General features: G+C 50.9%; 10 protein-coding genes. 9 read left to right on the forward strand and 1 reads right to left on the reverse strand.

The genetic code is table 11. The annotated features are described in order from the left end of the window. Positions 1-7 precede the first annotated feature (7 nt). Positions 8-826, reverse strand: a complete 819-nt coding sequence (locus EBB54_RS25300) for an AraC family transcriptional regulator (RefSeq protein WP_243127809.1) — start codon at positions 824-826, stop codon at positions 8-10. A gap of 217 nt (positions 827-1,043) precedes the next feature. Between EBB54_RS25300 and EBB54_RS25305 the strand changes: the two genes are divergently transcribed. The 9 genes from EBB54_RS25305 (at position 1,044) to EBB54_RS25345 (ending at position 11,377) form a co-directional block, all read left to right on the forward strand. Continuing rightward, entirely contained in the window at positions 1,044-2,075 is a 1,032-nt protein-coding gene (locus tag EBB54_RS25305; protein ID WP_125129484.1) for a TRAP transporter substrate-binding protein, read from the forward strand. A 13-nt stretch (positions 2,076-2,088) separates the two neighbouring features. After that, positions 2,089-2,577 carry a TRAP transporter small permease gene (locus EBB54_RS25310; RefSeq protein WP_125129485.1) on the forward strand — a complete coding sequence of 163 codons (489 nt, stop codon included), beginning with the start codon at positions 2,089-2,091 and terminating at the stop codon, positions 2,575-2,577. Further along, on the forward strand, positions 2,578-3,879 hold the full coding sequence (locus EBB54_RS25315; RefSeq protein WP_004081876.1) for a TRAP transporter large permease: 1,302 nt from the start codon (positions 2,578-2,580) through the stop codon (positions 3,877-3,879). A gap of 48 nt (positions 3,880-3,927) precedes the next feature. Next, positions 3,928-5,004 carry a mannonate dehydratase gene (gene uxuA, locus EBB54_RS25320; protein WP_004081878.1) on the forward strand — a complete coding sequence of 359 codons (1,077 nt, stop codon included), beginning with the start codon at positions 3,928-3,930 and terminating at the stop codon, positions 5,002-5,004. Between the two features lie 90 nt (positions 5,005-5,094). Next, the gene (uxaC, locus tag EBB54_RS25325; RefSeq protein WP_125131037.1) at positions 5,095-6,495 is read left to right on the forward strand and encodes a glucuronate isomerase; all 1,401 of its coding nucleotides are present in this window, start codon (positions 5,095-5,097) and stop codon (positions 6,493-6,495) included. Positions 6,496-6,525: 30 nt separating this feature from the next. Next, a complete protein-coding gene (locus EBB54_RS25330; RefSeq protein WP_125129486.1) occupies positions 6,526-7,368 on the forward strand; it encodes an SDR family oxidoreductase in 843 nt (280 codons plus the stop codon). A gap of 110 nt (positions 7,369-7,478) precedes the next feature. Then, positions 7,479-8,567 carry a sugar kinase gene (locus EBB54_RS25335; protein ID WP_125129487.1) on the forward strand — a complete coding sequence of 363 codons (1,089 nt, stop codon included), beginning with the start codon at positions 7,479-7,481 and terminating at the stop codon, positions 8,565-8,567. Positions 8,568-8,657: 90 nt separating this feature from the next. Next, positions 8,658-9,827 (forward strand): DUF3810 domain-containing protein, encoded by a 1,170-nt coding sequence (locus EBB54_RS25340; RefSeq protein ID WP_125129488.1) that lies wholly within the window; start codon positions 8,658-8,660, stop codon positions 9,825-9,827. A 473-nt stretch (positions 9,828-10,300) separates the two neighbouring features. Next, the gene (locus EBB54_RS25345) at positions 10,301-11,377 is read left to right on the forward strand and encodes a PD-(D/E)XK nuclease family transposase (protein ID WP_125129489.1); all 1,077 of its coding nucleotides are present in this window, start codon (positions 10,301-10,303) and stop codon (positions 11,375-11,377) included. Positions 11,378-11,420 lie beyond the last annotated feature (43 nt).

The following is an 11,420-nucleotide window of genomic DNA, read 5'->3' on the forward strand; positions in this document are numbered from 1 at the left end:
CCCTGTCTCACCCCCTGGAATATTTGCTCGGATTCTGTCCAAATTCCCGCTTGAAGGCTTTCAGGAAGTTTGAGTAATCTCCAAAGCCGCAGCAGAGACAGGCGTCCATCACGGGACTGCCGGCCCGCAGCATATTGCGGGCCGAGATCAGGCGTTTTTTCATAATATACTGGTACAGGGACAGACCTGTAAACTGTTTAAACTGCCTGCTGAGGTAATACTTGCTGATATAAAATCTGTCGGCAAGCTGGTCTAAAGACAACTCTTCGGAAAGATTTTCGTTGATATAGGAAATGATCTGGTTGATCTTGTCATTTTCTGTGATGTCATTTTTTACGGAATCAGGGGCGTCGTAGTAGGCGCGGCTGACGTACACCAAAAATTCGGTCAGGTATGCGGAGGCCAGGGCCCTGCAGCCCATCCCGGTGCTGTGCCTGGCCTTTGACATCTGTGTACAGAGCTGCATTAAGTGAGCGATATTTTCACTGTCGGGCCGGATCAGCCGGTAATCCTTCAATGCGGCGTCCGTAAAGCAGGCGGTAAAGTCTTCATCAAAAAAATCCTGCAGGTGTTCGAAAAAATCATCTGCCAGCCAGATCACGATCCGCTCATAGGGCCTGCCGGGGCGGATATCGGGGCGGTGGATGTCGGAACTGCTGGTCAGCAGGATATCACCCGGGCGGAGCTTGTAGCTGCGGCCCTCAATGATATACGTTACGTCCCCGGACAAAAAGAAAAAAATCTCATAGAAAGGATGCTGATGAAATTCGACCACAGGAGGGATCTCATTGTAAGAGTGGTGAAATTCGTAGTATCGTTCTGTCATAATCTGGCTTGGATTAAATTGTTCTTTGTACATTGTTCACAAAAAAACCTTTCTTGAGTTGGTAAATATATATAAAAATGTGTTTTTGCATCTATATTATATAGCAATATTTGCCATATTTCAAGCAGTAACTACCACGTAAAAAAATCATTTCCCTGATATACTAAGTTTAACAACAGAAGAGTTGTAAAAAAAGAAAAAAGGAGGAAGTAAAAACATGAAACAATGTCGCAGAGTGCTTGCAGTGCTTGTCAGTACGGGACTCGTGGCAGCAGTACTTTCCGGCTGCGGTGCAGGAGGGGGAGACAAAAGGCAGATCATCCGGATTGGGCACAATCAGGCAACAGATCACCCGACAAATATTGCACTGATGGCTTTTGAGGAGTATATCGAGGAAAAACTGGGAGATAAATATAACGTAGAAGTCTACCCAAGTGAGCTGCTCGGTTCCCAGACAGACATGGTTCAATTGACACAGACCGGTGCTATTGATTTTTGTGTGGCGAGTAATTCCATATTAGAAACATTTTCACAGAATTACACGTTATTCAATCTGCCGTATTTGTTTGCTTCCGCGGAGGCTTACCACAAATCCATGGACGACCCGGAGATCGTGGAACCGATTTTTGAATCGACAAAGCAGGCGGGATTTGAGGCGGTCACCTGGATTGACGCGGGTACCCGAAACTTTTATACGGTTTCGACACAGATTGAAGCGCCGGCTGATTTGAAGGGGCTGAAGATCCGTGTGCAGCAGTCGCCCACGAACGTGGAAATGATGAGTCTGCTGGGCGGTTCGGCCACCCCTATGGGATTCGGAGATGTGTACACTGCGCTGCAGTCCAAAGTCATTGACGGGGCGGAAAATAATGAGATGGCGCTGACCTCCAACGGGCATGGGGATGTCTGCAAATATTATTCCTATGACATGCACCAGATGATACCGGACATTTTGATCGGAAACTGTGCGTTTCTGGATGAGCTGCCGGAGGAGGAGAGGGAGATTTTTGAAGAAGGCTTCCTTCTGGTCAACAGCGTGGAGCGTGAGGAATGGGTAAAGGCCGTAGAAGCTGCGAAGGATAAAGCGCAAAACGAGCAGGGAGTTACGTTCCTGTACCCAGACACGAAGCCGTTCCAGGAAATATGTGAACCCATGCATGCGGACATGCTGGCAAAGTACCCGGATCTGTCTCCGATCTATGATAAGATCCAGGAATACAATGCCGAATACCCGTCAGAAGCAGAGTAGGAGGTGCAGATAAATGAATACATTTCGCAATGGAATTACCCGTATATTAAACGGCCTGGCAGGGATTAGCTTTCTTGCAATGGTGATTCTGACCTGCTGGCAGGTATTGACAAGGTATGTCCTGCAGAATCCGTCCACATGGTCGGAGGAGCTGGTGGGATATCTGTTCGCATGGATGAGTTTGCTTGGGGCGTCTCTGGTGACCTGTGAGCGCGGACATATGAATATTCCGATCATCGTGGAACGGTTCAGTGCGCCGGTGCAGAAGCTGCTGAACTGCCTGGGGGAAGTGATTGCGTTTCTGTTCTCGGCAGTCATCCTTGTATTCGGCGGAGTCCAGATCACGACGCTGGCCATGGGGCAGATGACCTCTTCTCTGGGCGTTCCGATCGGTATCTTTTACATCGTGCTCCCGCTCTGCGGAGTATTAAACATGATTTATACGGTTCTGAATATCATTGATATCCTGCAGGGCCGTACGGAAGAAAAGGAGGCGGTATAAATGGCTATTCAATCGCTGGTTATCATTCTTGTTGTACTGCTGCTGCTTCTCGCACTGGGCGTTCCGATCGCGTATTCCATCGGAATCTCGGCGTTGGTGGCGATCCTGCAGACGGTGCCGCTGGACGTGTCGGTGGTCACTGCGGCGCAGAGAACTTTTGTAGGTATGAGTAAATTCAGCCTGACGGCGATTCCGTTTTTTATTCTGGCGGGCAACCTGATGAATCAGGGGGGAATTGCCAAGAGGCTGGTGGATTTTGTGATGGCGATCCTGGGCAAGCTGCCTGGAGCCCTCCTGGTAACCAATGCCGGAGCCAATGCACTGTTCGGCGCTATCTCCGGTTCTGCGTCCGCGGCGGCGGCAGCGGTGGGAAGCATGGTAAAAGAAGGGGAAGAGGAGCTGGGATATGACCCGGCGCTGTGCGCGGCCACCAATGGGGCATCGGCTCCTTCCGGCCTGCTGATTCCGCCCTCGAATGCATTGATTACATATTCTCTCGCATCCGGAGGAACGTCCGTGGCGGCGCTGTTCCTGGGGGGATATGTACCTGGATTTTTATGGGCGCTGTGCTGTATCGTTGTTGGCGTGATTCTTGCGAAACGCAAAGGCTATAAAGGCTCAGAGGGAAAATATGACTGGAAAAATCTTGGTTCGGCGACTGTCCGTGCGCTTCCGGCCCTGTCTCTGATCGTGATCGTAATCGGCGGAATCGTGGCAGGCGTCTTTACCGCGACGGAAGGCTCAGCGATCGCAGTGGTCTACGCCCTGATACTTGGGATTTTTTACCGCAACATCACGCTGAAATCCTTCTGGGAGATTGTGGTGAGCAGCGCGAAAATGAGCGGCATGGTGGTATTTTTGATCGGAGTATCCAATATTCTTGGCTGGGTAATGGCATTTATGCAGATCCCGCAGGCGGTTTCCGCGGCATTGCTGGGACTGACGGACAACTATTTCCTGATCCTGCTGATCATGAATGTGATCCTTCTGATCGCCGGAACTTTTATGGATGTAACGCCGGCAATCCTGATCTTTACACCGCTGTTCCTGCCGATCGTAAAGACATTCGGTATGCATCCGGTACATTTCGGACTGATACTCGTATACAACCTTTGTATCGGAAATATCACTCCGCCGGTTGGAAATACGCTGTTTGTATCAATTAAGGTTGGAAATACCACGCTGGCAAAGACGATACCGTATATGCTCTGGTATTATGCCGCGATTCTGATAGGGCTGCTTTTGGTAACGTATATTCCGGCTTTGAGCATCGGGCTGCCGGCGGCCGCAGGACTGATCTGATAACTGTAGATCTCAAAAATATGTTTTATAAAAAAGGAGGACAAGAAGATGCAAATGACATTTCGCTGGTACGGCGAGGGAAACGACAGTATTACACCGGAGATGATCAAACAGATTCCGGGAGTGACAGGGCTGGTATGGGCGCTGCACGACAAGCAGGCCGGAGAGGTCTGGGAAGTGGAGGAAATTGAGGAGGCAAGACGTCAGATTGAGGGCGCAGGCTTCAACATGGACGTGGTGGAGAGCGTGAACGTACATGACGATATCAAGATCGGGCTTCCAACCAGGGATCAGTATATCGAGAATTACAAGACGACGCTCCGCAACCTGGCGAAATTCGGCGTGAAGGTTGTGACCTACAATTTCATGCCGATCTTTGACTGGACCAGAACCGACCTGTTCCACCCGCTGGAGGACGGCTCCACTGCACTTTTCTACGAGAAGGACCGGATTCAGGATGATTATAAGGAAATGGCGGATTATATCCTGAACAACCTGCATGGAATGACATTTCCGGGATGGGAGCCGGAGAGGATGGCGAAGCTGGATGAACTGTTTGAAGCATACCGTCCGGTGACCAAGGAAAAATTGTGGGAAAATCTGAAATATTTCCTGGAAGCGATTATGCCGACCTGCCATGAGACGGGAATCAAGATGGCGATTCATCAGGATGACCCGCCGTGGGATATTTTCGGGATTCCGCGTCTGCTCTGCGACAAGGAAGCCATCGGGCGGTTTTTGAGCATGGTGGATGACGAGTACAACTGTCTCTGCCTGTGCTCCGGTTCCCTGGGCGCGAATAAGGAAAATAATGTGGCGGATATTGTGCGTACTTACTGCGACCGGATCGCATTTGCGCATATCCGCAACGTACGCCACTATCCAAACGGAGACTTTACCGAGGCTTCCCACCGCGACTGCGACGGGGACACGGGAATCCTGGAGATCGTAAAGGCTTATCATGACTGCGGCTATACCGGTTATGTGCGTCCGGACCATGGACGGCATATCTGGGGCGAAAAGTGCCGTCCCGGATACGGGCTGTACGACCGGGCCCTGGGGATCATGTACCTGTGGGGCTGCTGGGATATGCTGGAAAGGACCGAGGGGAAGGTTGCGAAGTAACCGGAAGCCGGTATAACAAGGAGCTGCAATTTATGGCCTGGCCGGATGCGGAAAGTAACGTATCTGGCCGGTAATTAAAAGGAGAACATGATGGAAAAATTTATGGATAAGGATTTTCTGCTGTCTACGGATACTGCAAAATGGCTTTACCATGAGGTGGCGGAGCAAATGCCGATCATTGACTACCACTGCCATATCAATCCTCAGGAGATTGCGGAGGACAGAAAGTTTGAAAATATCACGCAGGTCTGGCTGGGCGGAGACCATTACAAATGGAGACAAATGCGGTTTGGCGGGATTCCGGAAGAGATCATAACAGGAGATGCGGACCCGAGGGAAAAATTTCGGGCGTTCGCATCAATTCTGCCGAAGCTGATCGGGAATCCTATGTATCACTGGAGCCATCTGGAGCTGCAGCGTGTGTTCGGCATCACGGAGCCTTTGACGGAAGAAAACGCGGACAAGATCTATGATCAATGCAATGAGGTTTTGGCGCAGTATACGGCAAGGGGGCTGATGCGCAAATTTGATGTGAAAGCAGTCTGCACCACGGATGATCCCTGCGACGACCTGCACTGGCATGATGCGATCGCGGCGGATGAGACGATGGAGATCCGGGTGCTGCCCGCTTTTCGCCCGGATAAGGGTGTCAACATTGAAAAGGCGGGATTTGCGGAGTATATCGAAAAATTGTCCCAGGTGTGCGGCTTTGGGATCGGAAGCACAGAGGATGCGGTGAAGGCGCTTCTGGCACGGATTGATTATTTTGCGGAGCATGGCTGCCTGTGCGCGGATCATGGGCTGGATTACTGCATGTACGCACAGCCGGATATGGCACGGGCTGACGCGGCATTTGCAGAGGCAATGAAGGGCGGGCGTCCGGCGAAGGAGGACGCGGATGCCTATAAGACACTGGTGACCCTTGCGTGCGCGAAGAAATATGCGGAGCTGGGCTGGGTGATGCAGATCCATTTCGGATGCCTGCGTGACAACAACAAGCCGCAGTTTGCAAAATTGGGGCCGGACACCGGATATGACGCGGTGAACAGCAAGTCCTGTGTGGAAAATGTGGCTCCGCTTCTGAATGCATGTTTGGAAAATGAGGGACTGCCGAAGACGATTTTGTATTCGCTGAATCCCAATGACAATACCGCCCTTGTGACAATCGCGGGATGCTTCCAGGGAGGAGGCGTCGTGGGACGGGTGCAGCAGGGAAGCGGCTGGTGGTTCAACGACAACCGCAGCGGCATGCGCAGCCAGATGACGGAGCTTGCCAACAACGGAATGCTGGGATGTTTTGTAGGTATGCTGACGGACTCCCGGTCGTTTTTAAGCTATACGAGACATGAATATTTCCGGCGCATTCTCTGTGAAATGATAGGGGAATGGGTGGAAAGCGGACAGTATCCGGAGGACAGGAAGCAGCTTGCAGGTCTGGTGGAGGACATCTGTTTTCATAATACGAATGCATTCTTTGGATTTGGGGTATAGATATAGAGCAAGGTTAGGAGGAGTAATAAAATGAATTTACCTTTAAATATTGATTTTACCGGAAAAGTTGTAGTTGTGACAGGGGCAGGCGGCGTGCTCTGCGGTACGATGGCGAAAGCATTTGCACAGGCGGGAGCGAAGGTGGCTGCGCTGGATCTGAATGAGGAAGCGGTGAAGAAGCTGGCTGATGAATGCAAAGCAGAGGGATTGATCTGCGAGGGCTATAAGGCGAACGTGCTGGAGCCGGAGGCGCTGGAGGCGGTTCATGGGCAGGTGCTCAAGGATCTGGGGCCCTGCGACATCCTGGTAAATGGGGCAGGCGGCAATAATCCGAGGGCGACCACGGACAATGAGTACCAGCATGAGGCACAGGAAGGGCAGAAAACCTTCTTTGACCTGGACGCGGGCGGCGTGGACTTCGTGTTTAAGCTGAATTTCCAGGGAACACTGCTTCCCACCCAGGCGTTTGCGAAGGACATGGTGGAGAAAAAATCCGGGTGTATCCTGAATATTTCTTCCATGAACGCGTATATTCCGCTGACCAAGATCCCGGCGTATTCCGGGGCAAAGGCGGCGATCTCCAATTTTACCCAGTGGCTGGCCACCCATTTTGCGGGAACAGGAATCCGCTGCAACGCGATTGCGCCGGGCTTCCTGGTGTCCAACCAGAACCGGGCATTGCTGTTCAACGAGGATGGGACGCCTACGGCAAGGTCTGAAAAAATCCTGAACGGAACGCCTACCAGACGGTTTGTGGACAGCGAGGAATTGCTGGGCGGTGTGTTCTTCCTCTGCGACGATAGGGCTGCAAGTGCAATCACAGGCGTGGTGCTGCCGATTGACGCGGGATTTGCGGCGTATTCCGGGGTCTGATCAGGGCTGGTTAATTTTAGCGGCAGCGGCATGTCATGCATGGTTAAGGCGGGGCATGTCACTGCATGTATGGAACTTGAGTTTGAAGAGAGTGTGGAGAGGAGCGGCTAATGGAACATAGGAATCCGTTGCTTGTTGGAAATGATACGGAAAACAGGTTTATGACGATCGGCGAGGTGATGCTCCGCCTGACGCCGCCGAATTATGAGAAAATCCGGATGGCCACCAGCTTTGAGGCGAGCTATGGGGGCAGCGAGGCAAATATTGCGCTGGCCCTGGCGAACCTGGGGATTGACAGTACATTTTTTACGGTGGTGCCGGACAACAGTCTGGGAAAAAGTGCGGTTCGTATGCTCAGAAGCAGCGACGTACACTGCACTCCGGTGATATTGAGCACACCGGAGCAGACGCCCACCCACCGGCTGGGGACGTATTATCTGGAGACTGGATTTGGAATCCGCGCCAGCAAGGTGACTTATGACAGGAAACACAGCGCCATGTCGGAATTTGATTTTGATACGGTGGATCTGGAGGAACTGCTGGAAGGAATTACGTGGCTTCATCTGAGCGGGATCACGCCGGCTTTGTCCAAGGGCTGCGGGGAGCTGATCATGAACAGCCTGAAAACGGCGAAGGAGAAAGGGATCACCGTCAGCTTTGACGGGAATTTCCGGAGTACGCTGTGGAGTTGGGAGGAGGCCAGGGATTTTTGTACCCGGTGTCTTCCGTATGTGGATGTGCTGTTTGGGATTGAGCCTTATCATCTGTGGAAGGATGAGGCGGATCATACAAAAGGGGATGTGAAGGACGGCCTGGCGCTGCAGCCGGGATATGAGCAGCAGGATGAGGTTTTCCGGGTGTTTATCCAGCGCTATCCGAACCTGAAATGCATTGCCAGGCATGTGCGGTACGCGCACAGTGGAAGCGAGAACAGCCTTAAGGCTTATATGTGGTACGAAGGGCATACGTTTGAAAGCAAGCTGTTTACGTTTAATATTCTGGACCGCGTGGGCGGGGGCGATGCGTTTGCCAGCGGCCTGATCTATGCAATGATGAACGGGTATAAGCCGATGGATGTGGTCAACTTTGCGGTGGCAAGCAGCGCAATCAAGCATACGATCCGTGGTGACGCGAATATCACCGATGAGGTGTCGGCGATTCGGAATCTGATGAATATGAATTATGATATCAAACGGTGAATCCCGTATTTCCAGAGGATGACATATTGAGAAGGCCGGAAAAATCGGCTATAATCTTATATAGACAATGACTGAGGACGGATATATAAGATGAAAGAGAAAAAGAAGCGGGGAACGGCGGAAAAAAGGCTCCTTGCCGCATGTGTCTTTCTTGCGGGGGCTGGGATTTTGATGGTGTGCGCAAGGCAGGTACCGGGCTTTGCGGAGTGGTATGCGGTACATATTTATCAAAAGCTGACGGCAGTGACAGGAAGGGTGACAGGATTGGCACCTTTTTCTGTCGTGGAGATCGGATTATATGTGCTGTTGATCCTGCTCCCTGTGACGGGGATAGGCGCTGTTGTGAAGTCTGTGCGTTTCGGGCAGGGTGGCGAGAACGCGCTTTGCTGGGCGTCTGGATTGTTTCTTACGGCTTCGGCGCTGCTGTTTTTGTATGCGGCCAACTGCGGGGTGAATTACCAGAGGGAATCTTTTTCCGAAAAGACCGGGCTGGCAGCAAAGCAGTATACGGCGGAGGAATTGAAGCAAGTCTGCCTGTGGCTGACAGAGGAAGTCAACGCCCTGGCCGGGCAAGTGGAGCGAGGCGGCAGCGGGGAGATGATTCTGGCAGCGCCTGCGGAGGAAAAGAAGGATGCGGCAGCGGCGGAATATGAGGAAATGCCGCTGCAGGTATTGGGCGATACGGCCGTGCAGGCCATGACGGATCTGGCGGAAGAATATCCGGACATGAAGGGGTATTATCCCCATCCGAAGCCGGTCTGTGTGTCAGAGATCCTGTCTTATCAAAATCTGAGCGGGGTGTATTCTCCGTTCACGATAGAAGCGAATTATAACGCGGACATGGTGGATTATAATATTCCTTTTACATTGTGCCATGAACTGTCCCATCTGCGGGGATTTATGCAGGAGGAAGAAGCCAACTTCATTGCATTTCTGGCGTGTATCGGCTCGAAAAACCGGGATTTTGAGTACAGCGGATATCTGACAGGGTGGGTATACTGTATGAACGCGCTGCGCCGGGCGGACGGGGAGGAATGGCAGCAGGTACGGGAATGGCTGGACGAAGCGGCAGAAGCGGACCTGCGGGAAAATTCCAGGTTTTGGGAGTATTACGACGGGGCAGTGGCGGAGGTTTCCGATAAAGTCAATGATACATATCTCAAGGCCAACGGGCAGAGCGAAGGAGTGCAGAGCTATGGGCGGATGGTAGATCTGATCATTGCGTATGCAGAGAGGGAGGATGGGGAGAAGCAGGATTGATCTGCGAACTTTTTCATTTTGTAAGGCTTTTTTAGAAATCATTTATGTTACTGTTCACACGATGTCGTGCACTTGCTGCACGGCATCCGGCCAATTCAGTGATGGGGGCGGGCATCCAGACCCTCGCCGTCAGGCGACTTAAAATGGGCTGGATGCGCTACAGTTCTCGGCCGGTCAGGCCGTGAACTGTAACTCATTTATAAATATCTGTTAAAAGCTTCTTGCTTTTTGGCGGGGACTCTGTTATCCTGTAAACAGTCTGGATAACAGCGTTCTTGCTACTATCGTATGCAGAAAAGCTGCCGGCGGCAGTTTTCTGTATGCTAGACAATTCTTGCCGTAAGGCGTTCATTTTCGGCTCTTTTGATGTCTCTATGATACAGGAGGACTTCGATCGGCAGGTTTTCCGTATTCAAAGAAAAATCCGATGATGAAAAGCAGTATAAAAAACAGAATACAGGAGGTATTGCAGAGTGAATACTGGATTACAGAAGTATTTTCCAATGATCCGTACACGGGCAGAGGTGCTGGCGGAGATTCAGAATCAGCCGAAGCTGTCAGGGAACTTTCAGAATTGGAAAAAAGAACAGCAGGAAGAGTTTTTAGATTGCGTTACCGGCGCAAAAGGGGTAAAGATTTTATACGATGCCTTTTTCAAAGAAATTATGAATCCGGAGACTACGCCGGAAAGGCTGGAGCAATTTCTCTCACTTGTTTTGGGGGAGAGTGTGAAGATCAAATGTGTTCTTCCTACGGACAACAGCAGGATTGCCGATGAGAGCAGCCTTTTAATCATGGACATTCTGATCGAGTTGGAGGACGGGAGTCTGGCGAATCTGGAAGCACAGAAGGTTGGGTATATGTTTCCCGGGCAGCGTATGGCCTGCTACTCCGCGGACCTGCTTCTGCGTCAGTACAAGCGGGTGCGGGGAGAAAAAGGAGAGGCGTTCAGCTACAAGGATATTAAAAAGGTCTACACCCTGATATTGTACGAAAAGAGCAGTAAGGAATTTCATCGGTTCCCGGACGAGTATCTTCATTGGATTCGTCCGGTATCCAATACCGGAATTAGGCTGGAATGGCTGCAGGAACACCTGTTAATTCCGCTTGACATTTTCAGGTTAAACCTGCAAAATAAAGGTATTAATAACGAATTGGATGCATGGCTGACATTTTTGAGTGCGGATGAACCGGAAATGATTGAACAGCTCATAAAAACATATCCGCAGTTCAAACCCATGTACCAGCAAATATATGAGATTTGCAGGAATACAGAAAGGGTGATGGAATTGTATTCGGAAGAGTTGAAAATACTGGACAAAAATACGGTGCAGTTGATGATCGACGAGATGCAGGATGAAATTGACGGGCAGAAGAGAAGACTGATCCAGAAAGATGAGCAGTTGATTCAGAAAGATGAGCAGTTGTTCCAGAAGGACAAACGAATCGACCATTTGTCTCTGGAAAACGAGCAATTGTCCCGGCAGTATAAACAACAGATGCAGGAAATAGAGCGTTTAAAAAGAGAACTTGCAGGCCAAAAACAGTAACCTGCGTTCCATGGATTTTCCGACTTTACAAAGATATTTCCGC

The organism is Schaedlerella arabinosiphila (assembly GCF_003885045.1).
Lineage (GTDB): Bacteria > Bacillota > Clostridia > Lachnospirales > Lachnospiraceae > Schaedlerella > Schaedlerella arabinosiphila.

Excerpts from the sequence above, each read along its gene's own strand:
- EBB54_RS25305 (WP_125129484.1), top strand. The coding sequence starts at position 1,044 with ATGAAACAATGTCGCAGAGTGCTTGCAGTGCTTGTCAGTACGGGACTC.
- EBB54_RS25340 (WP_125129488.1), top strand. The coding sequence starts at position 8,658 with ATGAAAGAGAAAAAGAAGCGGGGAACGGCGGAAAAAAGGCTCCTTGCC.
- EBB54_RS25335 (WP_125129487.1), top strand. The coding sequence starts at position 7,479 with ATGGAACATAGGAATCCGTTGCTTGTTGGAAATGATACGGAAAACAGG.
- EBB54_RS25315 (WP_004081876.1), top strand. The coding sequence starts at position 2,578 with ATGGCTATTCAATCGCTGGTTATCATTCTTGTTGTACTGCTGCTGCTT.
- EBB54_RS25330 (WP_125129486.1), top strand. The coding sequence starts at position 6,526 with ATGAATTTACCTTTAAATATTGATTTTACCGGAAAAGTTGTAGTTGTG.
- EBB54_RS25310 (WP_125129485.1), top strand. The coding sequence starts at position 2,089 with ATGAATACATTTCGCAATGGAATTACCCGTATATTAAACGGCCTGGCA.
- EBB54_RS25300 (WP_243127809.1), bottom strand. The coding sequence starts at position 826 with ATGACAGAACGATACTACGAATTTCACCACTCTTACAATGAGATCCCT.
- uxuA (WP_004081878.1), top strand. The coding sequence starts at position 3,928 with ATGCAAATGACATTTCGCTGGTACGGCGAGGGAAACGACAGTATTACA.
- uxaC (WP_125131037.1), top strand. The coding sequence starts at position 5,095 with ATGGAAAAATTTATGGATAAGGATTTTCTGCTGTCTACGGATACTGCA.